Origin of the sequence: Streptomyces sp. NPDC093109 (assembly GCF_040701725.1) — a bacterium.
Lineage (GTDB): Bacteria > Actinomycetota > Actinomycetes > Streptomycetales > Streptomycetaceae > Streptomyces.
Genome location: NZ_JBFBEZ010000018.1, coordinates 55,305 through 73,596, shown reverse-complemented (window position 1 = coordinate 73,596; position 18,292 = coordinate 55,305). Strand labels below are relative to the sequence as shown.

Sequence of the window (18,292 nt, the reverse complement as noted above, 5' to 3'; positions counted from 1 at the left end):
TCGGGACAGGTCCGACGCCTGGGGACGCCTCCCCGGGCGTCCCCAGGCGTCGTGCCTGCGTCCCGCGCGGGCGACGAGGGCTGCCGCACGACGTGGGGGCCGACACCAGGCTCGGGCTGAGGAGGGGAACGCCTGGTGCCGGGTTGACGGGTCACTCCTGTAAGCCCGCCAGCTCCACCGCCCTGCGGCGCAGGAGGAGGCCGGCCGGGGCCACCGCCGCGACGACGGCGAGCACCGCGCAGGCGGCCACGGTCGCAGCGAGCGTCGCCCACGGGATCTCGATCGATGTCCACACCGAGAGCAGGCCCAGCGCGCTCCACATGCCCATCAGATTGAGCACGGCGACCAGCGCTCCCAGCACGCCTCCGAGCACCACCACCATCAGCGCCTCGGCACCCACCAGGCGCAGTACCTGCCCCTGGGTGGCCCCGGCCAGGCGCAGTACGGCCAGATCGCGGGCCCGGTCCGAGGTTGCCATGACCATGGTGTTGGCCAGCGAGATGCCGGTGTACAGCAGGGCGATGCCGAGGACCAGCAGGAAGCCCATCTGAGTCGTCCGGTTGGTTTCTGGGTACGCCGCCTGCACCCACTGTTCATTGGTGGTCACCTCCCCGCCCGACACCCCCACCGCGTCCCGCAGTCCAGCGGCGGAAGCGGCCGCGTCGGCGCCGTCCGCGAGGCGTACGTCGACCCGGTCGACGGGCGCGTTGGGAGCGTTGCGCGGCGTGACGTAGACGCCGTTGCCGCCGGTGCCGATCGCCATGACCGCGGCGATCTTCAGGGGCTTCTTCGTGCCGTCGCCGAGCCAGACGTCCACGCTCTGCCCGACGGCGCGCCGCTCCCATTCCTCGTTGACGATGATCGAGTCGTCGTCGAGGTCGCTCACCTTTCCGGCGATGACCGGCAACCGGGTGGTGCCGGCGAGCAGACGGGGATCGGTGGCGCGGGCTTCGGACTTGATGAGCGCTACGCCGTCCTCCAGGACGTACACGGCACTCGACGAGGTCGCGGAGACCTCGGCGCCGGGTACGGCGCGCAGCTTCTTCAGCGTCGCGTCGTCGAAGCCCGCGTTGCCCGCAGAGGTGACCACGAAATCGGCGGTCGTCTGTTTGCGGACTTCGGTGGCCTTTGCCTCGTTGAGGGTGGCCGTGGCGCCCAGCAGTGATCCCGCCAACGCCACCGTGACCAGGACGGGCGCCGCGACGGCGGCTGTGCGCCGGACACCAGCGGCGGCGTTCTCACGCACCAGCATTCCTGTGGCGCCGGGCAGCTGGGCGGGCAACCAGGCGATCAGCCGGGCCAGCGGACGCACCAGCACCGGCGCGAGCAGTGCCACGGCGGTGATCAACGGCATCGGGCGGCTCACATAGGTCTTACGGTGCAGCAGGTCGCTCGGGTCCGTCATCAGGGCCAGGGCCAACGTCACGACGGCGGTCAGCAGCAGGGCCGAGCCGAGCAGCCAGCGGCCCCACGTCATCGCCCGGGCGTCCACGGCCGCCTCGCGCAACGCCTCGGTGGGGCCGGTGCGTCCAGCCCGCCAGGACGCCGCCAGCACCCCGGCCAGGGAAACGAGCAGGCCCGTCCAGAAGGCCATGTGGTACGGCCAGGTGAAGTCGCCGATGGTGAACCAGCGGGGTGCGAGGCCCTCGTCGACCGCCCACTGGGCGAGCTTCGGCGCCCCGTAGGAGCCGAGCACGCATCCGGCCGCCGAGGCGAGCACACCGATCAGCACGGCCTCGAAAACGACCATGCGGCGAATCTGCCCGGGGGTCGCCCCGGCCGTGCGCAACAGCCCGAACTCGCGTCGGCGCTGGGCGACCGCGAACGCGAAGGTCGACGCCACCACGAACACCGACACGAACCCGGAGACACCTCCAGCTGTGCCGAACATCGCGTTCATCGCGGTGAGAGCCTCGCTGTCCCGGTCAGGGTCAGCATCGGCGTACCGGCGAGCGTCGCCTGTGAGTACCTGGACGTCGTTGCTGCCGGCCACCGCCGTGCGCACGGCTGCCGCGTCCGCGTCGACGGCGAGCTGGAGGCTGCGCGGCGCCAACTCGGCGGCCCGGGCATCGGTGTGGAAGACGGCGTTCTCGAAACCGAGTCCGGCCACGGTGCCGACGACCCGTACGGTGCCGGTGTCGGTGCGCACCTGCATGCCCGGCCGGGCCCAGTCGCCGCTGACGACGACCTCGTTGGCGGCCTTCGGCGGGCGTCCCCCGTCGAGCCGGTAGGACGCGAAGGCGGCGGTTGACCAAGGGTGGCCCACCAGACCGTCCGGGCCGCCCTGGGCCTGTACGGTGAACGATCGGTCCTCGACGACGGTTCCGAGCTTCTTGAGCTTGGCGACCACGATGTCGGGCACGGCGCGCGGCTGCGCGAGTTTCTGCGTTCGCTCGCCGATCAGGGTGGACACCCGCAGCGTGTCCACGCCCTTGACAACGACCGGTGCCACAGCGAACCGTTCCGGTCTGCGGTCGGGCGCATCCAGCGAGGACGCCAGGGCCAGCCCCATGACGGCGATCAACGCCACGCCCAGCGAAAGCGCGACGAAGGTACCGACGAAGGTGACCCAGCGGGTACGCAGAGTGCGCAGTGCGGTGCTCAGCACGGAGACGCCTCCAGCTTGGTCATGCGCGCGGCGATGTCCTCGGCACCGGCGCCGATCAGCTCACCGTTGACGCGCCCGTCGACGAGGAGGACGACGCGGTCGGCGTAGGAGGCGGCGACCGGGTCGTGGGTGACCATGATGATTGTCTGCCCCTCGCGGTCCACCATGCCGCGGAGCAGGGTGAGCACCTCGCGGCTGGTCTGTGAGTCGAGCGCACCGGTCGGCTCGTCGCCGAACAGCACCTCAGGGTGCGTGATCAGCGCGCGGGCCAGGGCGACCCGCTGCTGCTGGCCGCCGGACATCTCCGTCGGCCGGTGCCGCGCCCGATCACCCAGTCCCACCTGCCCCAGCACCTCGCGGACCCGAGCCTTCGCAGGGCGCCGACCGGCCAGCCGCAGCGGCAGGGCCACGTTCTGCTCAGCGGTGAGAGAGGGCAGCAGGTTGAACGCCTGGAACACGAATCCGATGCGTTCCCGGCGTAACCGGGTCAGCTTGGTCTCGCTCAGCTTCGTCAGATCGGTCCCGCCGATGGTGACAGTGCCCGACGTGGGCCGGTCGAGGCCGGCGGCGCACTGGAGCAGGGTCGACTTGCCGGAGCCGGACGGACCCATCACGGCGGTGAACGTCCCCGTCGGGAAGGCGAGCGATACCTGGTCGAGGGCGGTGACGGACATGCCGCCCGCGCCGTAGCGCCGGGTTACGGCGTGCAGTCGGATTGCGTCGTTACTCATGAGTTCCCACTCGTGTCGGTGCCGGTCCTCCCGCACACTCGGGCGGGACGAAAACTTCTGGAAACGGTGCTGAAGCGCTCATTGTTGGGGCGGCGGGGACGCCTGGGGGCTGTGACAGTGACAGGTGTCCGCCGTCGCGGGACCCTGCGCACCGGTTGTCACCCGGGCCCGGCCGACCCGATGACGTAGCCGATCAGGACGAAGGCCGACGCCCAGATCGTGCTGCTGAGCACGGACCACAGCAGGTAGCTGCGCAGGGGAATCCCAGCCGCCCCGCACAAGGCCGGTACGAGGGTGCGCAGGACGACGGTGAAGCGGCCCACGAACACCGCACTGGCGCCCCGGCGCTCGACCAGCCCCAGAGCCAGCCCGGCGTACCGGCTGGGGCGGGAGCGGGCCCCCAGGCGGTCCGTCAGCCGCCCTTGCCAGCGGCGTCCGACGGCATACCCTGCCAGGTTTCCGAGCACAGCACCGGTGAAAGCGGTCAGCAAGGTCGCCTCAACCGCGACGTGACCGTGCCAGGCAAGCGTTCCGCCCATCACCGCCGCGGTCTGCCCGGGCATCAGCGCGCCGATCGCCGGAAGCGCAGCCTCCAGCGCGGGCAGCAGCAGCACCGCTGCGAGGATGCCCAAGCTACCGTGCGCCAGCACCTGTCCAGCCGGCCAAGTCGCCATGGGGTGCCTCCTCCCTCGTCTCCGTGATGCTTCTACGAAACCGCGAGAGGCCCGCACGACGCACTGTGGCAGGGGCGAGACTTGAGGTAGGGCCAGGCCTACCCCACGGCGTCGGCCCAGCTCACCCCGAGCTGCGCCCACTGGCCGACATCCTGGGGCGAGCGACGCGCCTCAACCCGCCGCAGCAGCTCCCTCTCCGCAGGAGACTCATCCAGGCTCGCCGCGGTGAGACGGAGCAGGGGATGGAAGCGGTAGCAGGGTGCGCCCATGGCGTCGATGCCGCACACCTCCAACAGTGATGCCTCGACCAGCCGCTCCAGGAATTCCTCCGCCACGTCTTCGAGCAACCCGAGCAGCACCGCGGCCCGCACCATGGTCAACTCTCTCTCCGAGTCGACGGCGAGTCGTCGGATCAGCTGCAGATCAGGCGCCGGCCGTTGCTGGAGGGCCGTGGACAGCGTCCGCCGTATGTCGAGCGTGCCCACCCGCAACTCATCGAGCCGGGAAGCCGGATCGGCAAGGCGGCGGGCGATCCGCGCCATCGGCCAGTGCGGCCGGGCTGCGAGGCGGGCGGCCGCCGCCCGCAGAGCCAGCGGTAGCCGCCCGCAGGCATCAACGACGGCGTGGGCCGCCTCGGGGTCCGCGGCGATCCGGCTGTCCCCGGCGATCCCGGCCAGCAGGGCCAGCGACTCCTCGGCCCCCATCGGGTCCAGCACCACGGTCCACGAACCGGGCACCGCGGAAAGCCGGTTCCGGCTCGTCACCAGGACGGCCGCGTCCGTCGTGGTCGGCAGCAGCGGGTCCAGTTGCAGCTCGCTCGCCGCGTCGTCCAGCAGGATCAGCAGCCTTCGACCCGCCGTCCGGGCTCGGTATCTGTGTACCAGCTCGTCCGTCCGGGCGGGCTCGCCGGCTGGCGTCAGCACGTCCTCGGAGGTGTCACCGAGTCCCCGTAACAGTGTGACCAGTATCTTGTCGCCGTCCACGACACTGCCGTCGTCGTTGCGCAGCCGGGCGTACAGCAGGCCATCGGGGAACTCCCCGGCCACGGCGTGCGCGACCCGGCCGGCGAGCGCGGTCTTGCCGACGCCGGGCATTCCGGTGATCAGCAGTCGGCGAGGCTGGAACGCAGCACGCCGATCCGCCGACGACGGCGTCAACCGTCGGCACAGCTCGTCGAACTCCTGCTCACGGCCCGTGAAGTCGGCCGAGACCACCGGCATCATGGCAATGGGCGCGGCCACCGGCGGCGTACCGGACGACAAGTGCGGTTCCTGTTGCGGGAGGGTGCTCAACTCTCCGCTCAGCACGGCCTGATAGGTGGCCGCGAGGTCGACCCCGGGGTCCACGCCCAGCTCCTCCGCGAGCACCTCGCGCCCCTCTTGATAGGCGTGCAGGGCCCCGGCCTGTCGCCCGCAGCGGTACAGCGCGGTCATCAGTTGCGCGCGCAGCCGCTCACGCACCGGGAACTCGCTCACGTACCGCATGAGTTCCGAGGTCAGTCGCTCGTGCCGGCCGAGTGCGAGCTCGGCCTCGATCCGGTGTTCCAGAGCACTCATCCGGATCTCCTCCAGCTGCGGCAGCTCCGCCTCCGCGAGGTGCGCAGTGACATTGGCCAGCGCCGGGCCCTGCCACAGGTCGAGGGCCTTCCCAAGGGTTTCGGCGGCCTTCGTGAACTGCCGTTCCTCCAGTGCCCGGCGCCCGAGCCGTTCCAGGCGCTCGAACTCGATGACGTCGACGTGCGCTCCGGCGGCAACCAACTGGTAGCCGGGCTGTCGGCGGACCAGATCGACCCCGGGGCCCAGGAGTTTTCGCAGCCTCGAAATATAGGTGTAAATCTGAGCGTTCCACGTGGCCGGCGGATTCCACCCCCACAACAGTTCGCTGAGCCTCCCGTCACTCACCACTCGCCCTCGGGCGAGCAGCAGCGCAGCCAGTACCGTGTGCGCCATGGCGCCTGGCATCGCGATGCGACGCGCCCCGTCTCTCGCCTCGACCGGACCGAGAAGCTGGAATTCCATGTAAACCCCCCACTGGGTTCAACCACAGCCGCACGAAGGCGGCGGCAGCCGGATCAGAACATCGGAGTGTCGGCCTCACGGCCCGTGCTTGCGTTGGAAGTTGAAGGAACGGCACCTGCCCGTCGGCGGTAACCTTCGGGGGCAAGTCCCTGCGGCCTCTGCCTCGTGATCTCAGCGGGGCGGCTGCGTGAGCCTGTGGCCTCCTGGCCCAGTACGGGGGCATGGCTAGCCCTACCCCCGGTCTAAGCCCTGGACCGATGGCACCGGAGGCGTGCACCCCCTACGGTGATCCCCATGCACCCGCGGAATGTTTGGGAGGCCATGTCCCGGCCGGGCTTCCTGCTGTCGGCCTGGCCCTGGCGCTCGGTCGCGTACCTGCTCACGGGGGCAGTGACCGGTGTCGCCGCCTTGGTGGCGATCCTGGTGGTGGTGGTGGTGTGCGGGGCGCTCGCCGTCATCGTGGTGGGGATCCCTCTGCTCGTCGTGATCGCCCTCAGCGGGATTCCGGTGGCGTCGGTGGAGCGGCGCAGGCTGCGCCTGATTGACCGCGATCCTGCGTGGGGTCAGCATGGCGAGCCGACTGCACCAGGACTTTGGGCTTGGTTGACCACCCGGCTGCGCGAGCAGGCGACTTGGCGGGAGCTCGGGTACGCGCTGCTGTTTGCCGGGTTGCTGTGGCCGGTCGACGCTCTGGCGATCACGATTGCCCTGCTCTTCCCGCTGTCCATGGTCGCCACCCCGTTGCTGATGGCCACGGTTGGCGGCGGCCACGAGACGAAGGTTCTCAAGCAATGGACGGTCACCACGTGGCCGACCGCGTTCGGCGTCGCCGTGTTGGGCCTGCTTCTCATGGGTCTGTGCTGCTACGTGCTTGGTGTCGCGGCGGGTGCCCGCGCTGAGTTGACCCGGCTGCTGATCGCCTCCCGCGAGGGTGAACTTGGTGCCAAGGTGGTCGAATTGGCCAGCTCCCGCTTCCGGTTGGTGGACGCCTTCGAGACGGAGCGGCGCCGCATCGAGCGCGATCTGCACGACGGTGCCCAACAGCGGTTGGTGGCCCTGACGATGGCCCTTGGCCTGGCCCGGCTGGACGCACCGCCCGGTACACTCGCCGACCAGCTCGCCAGGGCCCACAATGAGGCGGGCAAGGCACTCGAGGAGCTCCGCGAGCTCATCCACGGCATCCACCCCAAGGTCCTCGCGGACTATGGCTTGCAGGCCGCGGTCGCCGACGCCGCGGACCGCTCCGTGGTCCCTGTGGACGTCGACCTCGAACTGCCTGGCCGACTGCCGCGGGCGGTCGAGTCCGCGGCGTATTTCGTGGTCTGCGAAGCGCTCACCAACGTCGCCAAACACAGCGGGGCCGACCACGCGCAGGTGAGCGGCGGTCACCGAGACGGCCGCCTGTTCCTCCAGATCCGCGATAACGGCGGGGGTGGTGCGGACACTTCAGCCGGTAGTGGACTCACCGGCCTTGCGGACCGGGTGTCCGTTCTCGATGGCAGACTTGCCCTGTCCAGTCCGCCGGGTGGGCCGACCCTGTTGCTTGTGGAGTTACCTTGCGAGTTGACCATGGCAGCCGATCGCTCCGCGTAGTGCTGGCCGAGGACAGCGTGTTGCTGCGTGAAGGACTCATTGGCCTGCTCAGCCGCTGCGGTCACGAGGTGGTGGCTGCTGTCGGGGACGCGGAGGCGCTGGTCGCTGCGGTCGAGGAGCACGCCCCCGACATCGTGGTGACGGACGTGCGCATGCCGCCCGGTTTCCAGGACGAGGGGCTGCACGCGGCCGTGAGTCTGCGCGAGCAGCGGCCGAGGTTGCCGGTCCTGGTTCTCAGTCAGTACGTGCAACGAACTTACGCCTCCGAGCTCTTGGATTCTGGTGACGGCTCGGCGGTCGGCTACCTGCTGAAGGACCGTGTTGGCCAGGTCGAGGAGTTCGTCGATGCACTTCTCGAGGTCGCGGATGGCGGGACGGTGGTCGACCCCGAGGTGGTGCGCCAGTTGCTTCGCCGACGCCGCGATCCGCTGAGTCGGCTCACGCCACGCGAGCGCGAGGTTCTGACACTGATCGCTGAGGGTAAGTCCAACGGCGCGATCGCAAAAGAGCTGATGGTTTCCGAGGCTGCGATCGGCAAGCACATCAGCAGCATCCTCACCAAGCTGGACTTGCCTCCGGCCGACGAGACCCACCGCAGAGTGCTGGCCGTCCTGACGTATCTGAGGGCCTGACTGGTGGTCCAGGCGTACCTGAGCCACCGTTCGGCCTATGAGACGGGCCCGAGGCGCCGTCCGGTCGCGTGCCCGCCGTTTCGATCTCCCAATACGACACCCGCGTTGATTGAGTTGTGATGACATTTACGGAGTCCCTGATGCGGTCCGGGCCATGGTTGAGACGACCTCTTCCTCGCGGTGCTGGTGATGTCTCCCGCATGTGTCTTGGCGGGCATAGAGATGCACATGGAGCGGCAACGCTGGTGTCGTCGATGCAACCTTCGGACTTCAGATGTCGGCGACCAATACATGACCTTGCGAGCCTCAGAGGCCGGGGTCCGCCTGCTTCCGGCAGGAAGAGGGGCGCTCTACAGTGAATGGAACGGGCAGTTGAGCCGTATGCCGGACGCCCTCTGATCACTGAAAGGTGAAACTATCGCCTTCTGTCGATCCGTTCAAGTGCCTAGATTTTTCTAATCAACCAACTCTGTGGAGGACCTGTGCCCGACCGCGTCTTCGACGGCAGCAAGCTGCGCGATCGCCGTGTGGTTAAGCGTCTGTCGCAGGCCGATCTGGCGACAGGCTTGAACGTCAAGACGAACGCCGTCTACCGCTGGGAGAGCCAGCTGGCCACGCCGCCGCAGGAACGCTTGCCGACGATCGCCGCGATGGTCGGAGCCGAACTCAACGAGCTCTTTCCGCGGCTGGAGCCGCCCAACCTCGCCGATCTGCGCTGCGACGCCGGCATGAGACAGTCGGACACCACGTGCTACACCAACTCCGCGTCGCCGATGCCGATCCGCGCAGCCGAACAGGGAAAGCGAGTGTTGTCCGATGAGGCGGTGACTGCGCTGGCAACCGCGTACAGCGTCACCCGCGCAGAACTGCTGGCCGCACAGAGACGCTCGTTCGGTCACGACGTACCGGCCGTGAAGCCGGTGAAGAAGGCGTCGCCACAGGCCGTCGACTCTATTGCAGAGAAGATCAAGTACCTGCAGACAGAGGTCCAGGATGGGGCTGTGCCCTCGGACGCGGACCTTGCCTCGTCCGGCAACTGTAAGAGCGGCCGGTCTCTCCTGACGGAAGCCCTGGTCAGGGATTTGCGCGTGGGCACGCTGCCGACTGCTCCGGACGACGTTCTCGATGCCCTGGCGCTGGCGTTCGGCGTCCCTCCGGTGTTCTTCCGCAGTAGTGATCCGGAGATCGACCGCTTGGTCGTCTCGGCGCGCGCTGTGCGCCGCCAGTTCACGATCATGGCCGCGCGCGGCGGCGAGGGGGAGATTTCACAGGAAGCGCGGGACCAGCTCCGTGACTTCATCAGCCACACCATGGCGGAGATCCTCGGCTCTGATGGGAACGGCATGCCGTAGCAGTCGCCCCCACCGCCGACATCTCCTAGTACTCCAGCAGGATTTCGCTGTCTGAGCTGCGGGTTTGGCTGGGCTGCCGGAGTGTAGCGGGATGTGGAACGGTCGGGGGTGGTTTCACGGGGGCCGTCCCTCGATCGTGCGACAACGCCGCACGTAATGACAGCGACGGGGAAAGTGCCCCCGTGTGATGACCGAGCGTGCTGCCGAGCAGTGGGACCTGGAACTGGACGACCTCTTCGTGACCATCGGCCACCGTTTCGGCCGTGTGGAACTGCGCCGCCGCATGCGGGACTACGTGCGCGGGCTGCTCGCACCGGTGGCCCGCAAGAACAGCTGGCAACTCGCCGAGCAGGCAGGCCACTCGACTCCCGACGGACTGCAGCACCTGCTCGCCGGCGCGAAGTGGGAGTCCGAGGACATCCGCGACGACCTGCAACAATACGTCGCTGACAAGCTCGGGGAAGACGACGGAGTCCTCATCATCGACGACACCGGCTTCATCAAGAAGGGCACCACTTCCGCCGGGGTCCAGCGCCAGTATTCCGGGACCGCCGGCCGCACCGAGAATTGCCAGATCGGCGTCTTCGCCGCCTACGCCACCGTCCACGGTCGGGCTCTGGTCGATCGCGAGCTGTACCTGCCCAAGTCCTGGACCGAGGACCGCGAACGCTGCCGCCTGGCGAAAGTCCCGCACGAGCGGACTTTCGCCACCAAGGGCGAACTGGCCCGGCACATCGTGCTCCGCGCGCTCGCCTCACCACTGCCCGTCGCCTGGGTCACCGCGGATTCCGCCTACGGACAGGAGAGCCGCTTCCGCCGGCTCCTGGAGCAGTCGGGCGTCGGCTACGTACTGGCCGTGCCCAAGTCCCAGTTCAGTGTGGGCGGTCCCCGCATCGACGGCCTGTTCGCGCAGGCGCCGGACGAGGCATGGGAGAAGATCTCCTGCGGTGACGGCGCGAAGGGCCCGCGCGTCTACCACTGGGCGGCGGTGCGGCTGCCGGCTGTCGCCGAGTTCGACCACCAGGGCGAGGTTCCTCACCGGATGCGGTGGGCGCTGGCCCGGCGCAGCATCCGCAAGCCCGACGAGATCGCCTACTACCTCGCCTACGCCCCGTTGGAGACGACCGTTGTGGAGCTGGTGCGGATCGCCGGGTCGCGCTGGGCGATCGAGGAGTGTTTCCAGGCTGCAAAGAACGAATGCGGCCTGGACCAGTACGAAGTCCGGCGTTACCCGGGTTGGTACCGGCACATCACTCTGGCGATGCTCGCGCACGCCTTCCTCGCCGTCACGGCACACCGGGCCCGGGAAAAGGGGGCGGGACCGGTGAGGCCGCCGGGGCCGTCGAGCTCACTGTGGCAGAGGTTCGGCGACTCCTGGCAGCTTGTCGTCCCCAACCCCCGCACCTGCTCGGACGCCGAGGCCGACACCACGCGCTGAGCTGGTCGAACTGGCGCCGGCGACGCCAAGCAGTCGCCCGTCGCTGTCATTACGTGCGGCGTTGTCGCACGATCGAGGGACGGCCCCCGTGAAACCACCCCCGACCGTTCCACATCCCGCTACACTCCGGCAGCCCAGCCAAACCCGCAGCTCAGACAGCGAAATCCTGCTGGAGTACTAGCTTTTGTTTGCGCCGGTACCTTCTTCGAGGCGTCCCGCCCGGTTGTGGCCTCGGGCACCTCGGCGGCGGCATGGAGACTCTGCGTGCTCGGGTCGGCCAATCGCCCCCGGCCCTCACGCACCTGCCAGCGCAGCAGGTCGTCCGCGCTGCACATCATTCGGCCCTGTCTGTGAGGTCGTCTACGAAGATCGGATGTGCTGGCATCACTTTGATTGTTTTCGGGGCAGGTTTATTGATTACTTTGTGGATCTCATGATGCAGATCTGCCCACATTACAGTGAGATCTTCAGGGGGCGGTCCTGCATCCAGGAAGGCGATGGGGACTGGCCTGCCTTGCACCTTGCAGGAACTCCACATAGTCGCGTTCAAGATCTGATCAGCCAGTTTCCCCACGCCAATCGGTGACACCGCGCAGAAGTCGAGACGGGCGTAACTGGCCTCCTTGGCCGCGTGGCCGATCGCTTGAAAACTCCGCCGAAGTTCGCTGGTTGAGGAGTCTTGCTGCTTCGCCGCCTGAAACGCGAGAGAAGCCGTGAGCCACATCTCGATGAACACGCGGAACTTTTGGTAGGCCGCCAAAAAGTCAATGTGATCGGGATGCATAGCGAGAGCGTACGGAGAGAACGGGCTCAGGTTCGCCTTGTACTGGAGCATAGACAGGCGGTCGATGTGGCCTCGATCGAAGAGAGTGTGGCAGTTTGGGCAGAGTGCGATCAGGTTCTCGAACTCATGTCGCTTTACCTTGGCCCAGGGCCGGATGTGGGCAATCTCGGTGACGGGGATGCGGCAGACCGGTATGGCGCAGCGATGGCCAGCTTCCACACGGACTCGCCGGTCCAACTTACGAGGAATTTTGGGGCGATTGGCAGGCACGATTCTCATGCTAGAGCGGCCCACTGACAGTCGATGTCCGATGCCCACCGCCTGCGCGAGCGCACCTTCCAGGAGCCAAGGCGGCAGCCCCGATCAGCCAGCGTCCGCGCCCAAGTCACGCCCAGATGTGTTGCCTGCTACCGAGTGGTGCGGCGCAGGTGCTCGACCGCGACGCCGAGCCACGGTGCTGCTGGGCCAGTGAGGAGCAGGGGCGCGCACACGCTGTACGAGAGCACGATTTCGGGCTGTCCCGCCGTGACCCCGGTCAGGAGAGCGTGGTCGAACGGCAGCCAGGTACGCGCCCCGGTAGGCCGGAGTCGTACTCCGGTGGAGGTGAGCACCACCCGCGCCATGGTGTGATCTCGCCACTGCGGTACGGCGGCGTTCTCCGCGTTCTGGCGTTGCCGGGCGTCGAGGCGTCGGTTGGGCACCCACTGCCGGCCGAAGGTCGGGTGGTTCTCGAAGTAGCCGGCCGGGGGCGAGTAGACGACCTCGGTTCCGTAGAAGCGGGCCACCGAGCATGCCGCGTCCGCGAACGTGACCTCCCCGTCCGTGAGAGGAACGTCGTCGACCTGGACCGGCGTGAGTTCGCCGCCGTTCTGGAGGTGAAGCGCGAGCGCGGACGCCGCCTGCGTGGCGTCGGGCCGGGCTGTTTCCTGCGCGCGGTCTCGGCGGCGAAGCCACATGGCCATTCCTTCCTGATCAAGCGAACTGTCCGGGGCCTCTACGGTGCGAGCCGCAGAGGCCCCTGGGCGCTCAACGCGATGAGATCACCAGAGGACGCTGGAGTCGGCGGTAGGTGTCCTCCCCGGTTCTTCCTCCTCTTCCTTCAACCGGGCCAGCAGCACCCCCAAGCGGTCGTTGCTGATCGGCTGGTGTGCGCGGACGGCACCTGCCACCGCGTCACGACTGATCCGTCCGGCCTTCTCGGAAGCGGCCCGTGCGATCGGCAGCAGCTCCGCCAGCCACTCGTCGTCAGCCTCTCGGCCCTGCGGGAAGTCTGCGTGGTCCGGGGCGGGCGGATTCTCGCCGTCTGCAGATGCGCGGACCGCCGCTAGGGCGGACGGCTCGGCCGCCACGGAGAGGGCCGTCCCGTCCGCCCGGTCCGCGAGGGCTACTGACGGTCCGTCCGTATCGTGTCGGCCCCTGTCCGAGCCGTCCGCACCTGCGGACGAAGCCGGGTGGGGATCTTCCGTACGGGGGCCACCGGCACAGTCAGCCGTGCGTTTATGCAGTTCAACGGAGGTATCAGCAGAGCTTTCCGCAGCGGACGGATGAACGAGGAGGGGCCGGGTCTCGGCCGCCGCCGTTGTATCCAGCGGACGAGGCTCCGGCTGTGCCTCGATCCTTCCGAGCTGCGAAACCTCTCTGCGGACTGGTCCGGGCCCGTTGTCTGCACCGTCCGGGACGGACGACTCGGCCGTCCGCGCCATCAGGATGTAGAGGTGTACGGAGCCCGCCAGCGCCAGTGGCGCGAGCGTCGAGAGGACGCCGACGACGCCGTCGGCGAGGTGCAGTGCGGACCGTCCGGCGTCCGGTCCGCGGTTCAGGGTGATCGCGTGGAGCGCGTTCGCCCAGAGGCTGGCGCCGGTGGCCGCGAGGAAGAGGAACCAGGCGTACAGGCGGGCGCCGAAGTGGCGGTTCCGTAGCAGTACGAGCGCCCGCACCCCGTACGCGATGAACCCGTCGATGAAGACCGGGAAGAGGTACGAGAGCGACTCGCGCGCGTGGATCGCGACGGCGATCTGGCGGAGGGCGTCGTACGAGAAGGCGAAGCCGGCGGAGCCGAGCAGGATGATCGCGGCGCCGTCCCAGAGGGTCATTCCGCGGAGGCTGGGCCGGTTCTGCTGGCCCTCCCGGTCTTCCGCGTCCTCGACATGCGGCGAAGGCGCCGTCCGTATGTGGGCGCGGGACATCAGCGGACACCGCCGTTCCGCGGGTTGATGAACTGCCAGGCGGGCGTCTGGGAGAGGAGCTGTCCGAGCTGTTCCAGTGACGTCACTTCGTGCACGTGCTGGCTGGGGCAGCTCACGCACGACACACGCAGCTCCAGCCGTTCCGTGCCGCCCTGATCCGTGAAATACAGCTCCAGGTGCTGGCCGCCCACCGTGTCGAGAGACGCGACGGCTTGCAGGTGTTCCTCGAAGGAGAGGAGCCCCAGAACCTCCCAGCCGAGCGTCGCCGCCTCGGCGCCGAGGACGTGACGTGCGTACCGGGAAGCGGCGGCCACCGACCTCGGCCCCCAGGTACGGAAGGCGTCCTCGCGCGCGGCGGTGCGCCGTTCCTCGGCGGTGGTGAGCTGCTCGGCCGCGGCGAGCATGATCGGGTGGGTCATCGGGGGCCTTCCAGGGAGCAAGCGGTGCGGTGTATGTCGCCGTCGGCAGTGTCAGGCGTGTTGGCCAGGCGCAGGAGGACATCGGCGTGGCACGGCGCGTCGAGGGGGCAGGGGCATACGAGGTCCAGGCCGCGAAGCGCGCGGGCGAACAGGGCGGCGTAGCGACGACCCACCGGGCCCCGGAGCGTGGCGGCGTAGAGGCCGACGGTCTCCGCCTCGTCCATCGGGCCGCCGAGCACGGAGGGGCCGGAGTCGCCGGGCCGGAACGGATTCGCGTACGTGCTGCCGGGGCCCACGTACGCGCAGGACGTGGGGAGCGCGACGGCATCGCGCGCCGAACCGTGTCGTCGTACGGGCATCACGCCGCCCTCCCGCCGCGCCGCCGGTCGCCGCCGATCATCGGGACGAGGGCGGTCACCATCTCGGCCAGGCGGCTTGCCACGCGGGCGCCGACGAAGTCGGTCAGGTCCGGGCCTTCGGCGTTACGGGCGGGAAGGTTGGACGTGATGATCGTCGGAAGGCAGTGGTTGTACCGGTAGTTGACGAGCCGATAGGTGACCTCCTCCGTCCACTCGGACGTCTTGGCGGTCCCCAAGTCGTCCAGCAGGAGGAACTGCACCTCGCTGAGCCGCCGCAGCTCCCGTTCTGAGGCGCCCATGACCTGGGACGGCCGCAGGCTTCCGTACATGTCGGCGCTGTTCACGGTGGTCACCTCGAAGCGGTCCGGGCCGCCGGCCGCGATGCGGCGGAGCGCTCCGTAGGCCTGATGAGTCTTGCCGGTGCCCGTGAGGCCGGTGAGCAGTAGCGCTCCGGCAGACGCGGTGTCGGCGAGCGCACGGTCCGCCCACGCGGTGACCTCCGGCAGCGTCGCTTCGGCGGTGCGGAAGCGGGGTGGTGTGGCGGTCTGCCAGCGGTTCAGCGCGTACTCGGCGCGGGCGCGGCGGTGCCAGTCCAGGTCTCCGGGGTTCTCCTCCCGGGGGTGATCGCCGCCAGGTGCGAGCGGGATCCCCTTCGAGGCGAGGATGCGTTCGAGGGCGCGCATTGATCGGGCGCTGCCCACGCGTTCGGGCTTGGCCATGATCAGAATCCGTTCTCGTACGCGCTCGGCTTTGCTGTGTTCTGGAAGGGCACCCACCCGCCGGACTGGCGGCGCAGGGGTACGACGTTGCCTTTCCCCGGCAGGTTGGAACCGGTAGTGGGAGCGGGAGCAGCGGCGGGGCCCTGGGCCGGGAGATCGGCCCATATACGCAGCAGATAGCGGGCGGACTGGGGAGGCCGAGCTGTATTCCAGCGACGGGCGACCAGCTCGACCAGCCGATTGTGTCCCCAAGTGGCGGCGAGAGCTGTTACCCGGGCCCATTCGGATTCGGTGAGCCGCCATCCGACGAGCATTCCGGCGTTCGTTATCGCCTCGACGAGGCCGCTGGCGCCTTCCGGTACGTCAACCGGCTCCAGGCCGGACAAGCTTGCTTGCTTTTTGGTGGTGGTAGTACTCCCGTAGGGAGTACTACCACCACGCGTACGCGAGGAAGAAACTTCCTGATTTCGCCGCCGCGAGTTCCCACTTGAAGCCGGGTGAGGATCGTTCTGGGAAGAAGATTCCCGGACATCCGTTCCGTCTTCGTGGCCTGCGACGAGCAGGATGGTGTAGCTGTTGGGGTTGTCGCTGCCTCCGCCCCGTTCGTAGCTGATCTCACCGAGAGCGGTCAGATCTCCAAGGCATTTGGTTATGGCGCGCGTTGTAAGTCGGGTGATCTCCGATATGCCGTCCAGGGTCAAGCTGACCTTGCCCTGATGATCCGCTTTCCGGGCGAGGGCCAGCATCACCAGGCGTGATCCTCTGCGCGATTTCGAGGACGACCAGACCAGATCCGTTGCTGTGTCGCTCATGAGTCGGCCCTGCCGGATGTGCCGATGTAGCGGGTCGACGCGATGCCGAAGGAGGAGTCGTCCTCCGGCACGTAGCCGCTCTGGAACGGCTCGGGAGTGCGGTAGAGGGCCCTGGTAGGGAGGTGGAAGTCATGAGCGCGACGCCAGTCGGCAGCGCGTGCGAAGCGTCTCCGAATCAGGCGTGCGGCATCTTCTTCGGACTCCCTGTCCACCAGAATGCGATGGAAATCCAGACCGTAGAGATGGGTAACAGCTTGCTCTGGCGGAAATACGCGTACCAGGACTGCCGCCGGCGCGATGGCTCTGATGGCATCGCTGAGATCGGCGCATGGCGAAGCAGCCGAAGGATTCTGAGACATGGGAGAACTCCCGTGAAGCGCAAGGAATTCCTTGCGTGAAGAATGGTTGCCCAGATCGGGCAGGAGATTCAGGCGGCGTCAGCAGCGGGCGCGGCAGCCGAGCCGGACGCGGCGGACGCGGAGGCCGAGGAGGGAGCCGCCGCAGCGCGCTTCCGGTGTCGCCGGGCGAGCTTCAGCAGGTAGGCGTGCGTGACACCGAGCCCCCGAGCCACGAGGACCGGGTCCAGCGACGTATCAGCCGCGAAGCGCGCCACCACCGCTTCCCGCTCGACCTTGCCGAGGGCCGCAGTCGCACCGCCAAGGGCACGGGATACGGCGTCGTCGTCCATGCGTTGCTGCCACGCGGACCGCAGCGCTGACCGCTCGGAGGCCAGCAGCCCCGCGCGGATACCGAACTCCTCGTCGTGCTGGAGCGAGTCGACCAGACACCGGGCGGCGATCGCCAAGGGGCAGGCCGCGCACAGGTTGAGGGGGCGGTTCAGCGACACGCCCAGCTTGGCCCTTACCTCGCCGGGCTCCTCGTACGGGCCGTCTCCCGGCGGGACGAACATCTCCGTATCGTGCCCGTCGCATTGAGCGTCTTCCGCCCAGTGCTTTCCGGGAACCTGTCTCGCCTTCTCGATAAGGGGCCGCCAGTCGCCCTGACTCGCGCCCTGAATCAGGCCGTATATGTCTGTGCTCATTTTGACTCACGATGTGCGGCACTCAGGCAAGCTGTGCTTGCGTACGAGCGCGGGAGGAGGAATCAGAGACGCTTACGCGAACGCTTGGAGGGCTGTAGCGACATAATCGTCGACTGCCCCTCTTTCACGTCGGACCGGCCCGGCTGCACGAAATGCATATCGGAAATGGACCGCAGATCGTCCTCGGTGAACTGAACGAACTTCCCGAGCTTCCGGTGAGGAAGCGTGGAGATCCGTTCCCTCAGCCACTTCTCCGGGATATTCAGCCGCTCGGCTGCTTCGCCATACCCGATGTGAAGGCGGTTGTCCCGAGGCTCCGGGCTCCGGCCCAGCAGGGCGTCGAAGTCGCCGGTCCGCGCGAGCAGGCTCGCCACAGCGGCGAGCCCCTGCCACGCGGCGGGTCCGAGGTCGGCCGGGGGTGCGTCCGCCGGGGCTATCGCCGTCGCCGTCATCGCGCTTCCAGCCCGTGGAGCTTGGCCGTACGTAGGTCGAAGGCGTGACCGTCGGCCGCCCAACCGGCGTGCGGGAACGAGCGGATGATCCAGCGCGCGATGGTCAGAGCCTTGGCCCGGGGGATACGAAGGACGTGTCCGCGCTCGTTCACGGCGGTGAGCCGCAGATGCGGCCACAGGGTCCGCGGACCCATGAGGCGCACCTGAACGACGACGGCATCGGGAAGTATCGACGCCAGCTGCTCAGCCAGCCGCTCCGCCGGAGGAGCGCAAGCGGGCGGCGCGGAAGTGCGCGGCGTGGAAGCGTGCGGCGCGGGCGTGGGCCGCGCGGCAGCCCTCGGGTTGCAGTCCGCAATGGGGGACATGCGACACTCCTCTATGTGGTACGCCACTCCACCAGTGCCCTGCAAGGACCGCGGAGTGGCTGTTCAAGTGACGTCCGCACCCCCTGCAAGGGGTCGGAAATCATGAGC

19 protein-coding genes are annotated in these 18,292 nt (G+C 68.4%); 4 read left to right on the top strand and 15 right to left on the bottom strand.

The genetic code is table 11. The features are described 5' to 3' along the window. Positions 1 to 151: 151 nt before the first annotated feature. The 4 genes from AB0389_RS19095 to AB0389_RS19080 form a co-directional block, all read right to left on the bottom strand. Positions 152 to 2,608, bottom strand: coding sequence for an FtsX-like permease family protein (locus AB0389_RS19095; RefSeq protein ID WP_366396585.1), 2,457 nt, complete (start codon positions 2,606 to 2,608; stop codon positions 152 to 154). Continuing rightward, positions 2,602 to 3,339, bottom strand: coding sequence for an ABC transporter ATP-binding protein (locus tag AB0389_RS19090; protein WP_366396584.1), 738 nt, complete (start codon positions 3,337 to 3,339; stop codon positions 2,602 to 2,604). The genes AB0389_RS19095 and AB0389_RS19090 overlap by 7 nt, the downstream gene beginning before the upstream one ends. A gap of 158 nt (positions 3,340 to 3,497) precedes the next feature. Beyond that, positions 3,498 to 4,013, bottom strand: coding sequence for a DedA family protein (locus AB0389_RS19085; RefSeq protein WP_366396583.1), 516 nt, complete (start codon positions 4,011 to 4,013; stop codon positions 3,498 to 3,500). 98 nt (positions 4,014 to 4,111) lie between these two features. Further along, positions 4,112 to 5,962 (bottom strand): BTAD domain-containing putative transcriptional regulator, encoded by a 1,851-nt coding sequence (locus AB0389_RS19080; RefSeq protein WP_366396582.1) that lies wholly within the window; start codon positions 5,960 to 5,962, stop codon positions 4,112 to 4,114. Positions 5,963 to 6,325: 363 nt separating this feature from the next. Between AB0389_RS19080 and AB0389_RS19075 the strand changes: the two genes are divergently transcribed. The 4 genes from AB0389_RS19075 (at position 6,326) to AB0389_RS19060 (ending at position 11,046) form a co-directional block, all read left to right on the top strand. Further along, positions 6,326 to 7,624, top strand: a complete 1,299-nt coding sequence (locus AB0389_RS19075) for a sensor domain-containing protein (protein ID WP_366396581.1) — start codon at positions 6,326 to 6,328, stop codon at positions 7,622 to 7,624. Next, a complete protein-coding gene (locus tag AB0389_RS19070; protein ID WP_366396580.1) occupies positions 7,624 to 8,256 on the top strand; it encodes a response regulator transcription factor in 633 nt (210 codons plus the stop codon). Before AB0389_RS19075 ends, AB0389_RS19070 begins: the two co-directional genes overlap by 1 nt. Before the next feature lie 482 nt (positions 8,257 to 8,738). Next, entirely contained in the window at positions 8,739 to 9,608 is an 870-nt protein-coding gene (locus AB0389_RS19065; RefSeq protein WP_366396579.1) for a helix-turn-helix transcriptional regulator, read from the top strand. A gap of 187 nt (positions 9,609 to 9,795) precedes the next feature. After that, positions 9,796 to 11,046, top strand: a complete 1,251-nt coding sequence (locus AB0389_RS19060; protein WP_366396578.1) for an IS701 family transposase — start codon at positions 9,796 to 9,798, stop codon at positions 11,044 to 11,046. A 334-nt stretch (positions 11,047 to 11,380) separates the two neighbouring features. Here the strand turns inward: AB0389_RS19060 and AB0389_RS19055 are convergent, their stop codons facing one another. From AB0389_RS19055 to AB0389_RS19005, 11 genes are all read right to left on the bottom strand, one after another. After that, positions 11,381 to 12,100 carry an HNH endonuclease gene (locus tag AB0389_RS19055; protein WP_366396577.1) on the bottom strand — a complete coding sequence of 240 codons (720 nt, stop codon included), beginning with the start codon at positions 12,098 to 12,100 and terminating at the stop codon, positions 11,381 to 11,383. A 137-nt stretch (positions 12,101 to 12,237) separates the two neighbouring features. Continuing rightward, a complete protein-coding gene (locus AB0389_RS19050; RefSeq protein WP_366396576.1) occupies positions 12,238 to 12,786 on the bottom strand; it encodes a hypothetical protein in 549 nt (182 codons plus the stop codon). 84 nt (positions 12,787 to 12,870) lie between these two features. Then, complete coding sequence (locus AB0389_RS19045) at positions 12,871 to 13,923, bottom strand: DUF2637 domain-containing protein (protein WP_366396575.1); 1,053 nt, start codon at positions 13,921 to 13,923, stop codon at positions 12,871 to 12,873. 92 nt (positions 13,924 to 14,015) lie between these two features. Further along, the gene (locus AB0389_RS19040) at positions 14,016 to 14,435 is read right to left on the bottom strand and encodes a DUF6195 family protein (RefSeq protein ID WP_366396574.1); all 420 of its coding nucleotides are present in this window, start codon (positions 14,433 to 14,435) and stop codon (positions 14,016 to 14,018) included. Then, complete coding sequence (locus AB0389_RS19035; RefSeq protein WP_366396573.1) at positions 14,432 to 14,794, bottom strand: DUF4326 domain-containing protein; 363 nt, start codon at positions 14,792 to 14,794, stop codon at positions 14,432 to 14,434. The genes AB0389_RS19040 and AB0389_RS19035 overlap by 4 nt, the downstream gene beginning before the upstream one ends. Further along, positions 14,794 to 15,513, bottom strand: a complete 720-nt coding sequence (locus AB0389_RS19030; protein ID WP_366396572.1) for an ATP-binding protein — start codon at positions 15,511 to 15,513, stop codon at positions 14,794 to 14,796. Before AB0389_RS19030 ends, AB0389_RS19035 begins: the two co-directional genes overlap by 1 nt. 2 nt (positions 15,514 to 15,515) lie before the next feature. Further along, a complete protein-coding gene (locus AB0389_RS19025; RefSeq protein WP_366396571.1) occupies positions 15,516 to 16,325 on the bottom strand; it encodes a hypothetical protein in 810 nt (269 codons plus the stop codon). Then, positions 16,322 to 16,684 (bottom strand): hypothetical protein, encoded by a 363-nt coding sequence (locus tag AB0389_RS19020; RefSeq protein WP_366396570.1) that lies wholly within the window; start codon positions 16,682 to 16,684, stop codon positions 16,322 to 16,324. The genes AB0389_RS19025 and AB0389_RS19020 overlap by 4 nt, the downstream gene beginning before the upstream one ends. A gap of 68 nt (positions 16,685 to 16,752) precedes the next feature. Then, the gene (locus AB0389_RS19015) at positions 16,753 to 17,367 is read right to left on the bottom strand and encodes a WhiB family transcriptional regulator (RefSeq protein ID WP_366396569.1); all 615 of its coding nucleotides are present in this window, start codon (positions 17,365 to 17,367) and stop codon (positions 16,753 to 16,755) included. Positions 17,368 to 17,429: 62 nt separating this feature from the next. Beyond that, a complete protein-coding gene (locus AB0389_RS19010; protein WP_366396568.1) occupies positions 17,430 to 17,819 on the bottom strand; it encodes a hypothetical protein in 390 nt (129 codons plus the stop codon). Beyond that, positions 17,816 to 18,013: a transcriptional regulator gene (locus AB0389_RS19005; protein ID WP_366396567.1), complete on the bottom strand. Its 198-nt coding sequence runs from the start codon at positions 18,011 to 18,013 to the stop codon at positions 17,816 to 17,818. The genes AB0389_RS19010 and AB0389_RS19005 overlap by 4 nt, the downstream gene beginning before the upstream one ends. Between the last annotated feature and the right edge of the window lie 279 nt (positions 18,014 to 18,292).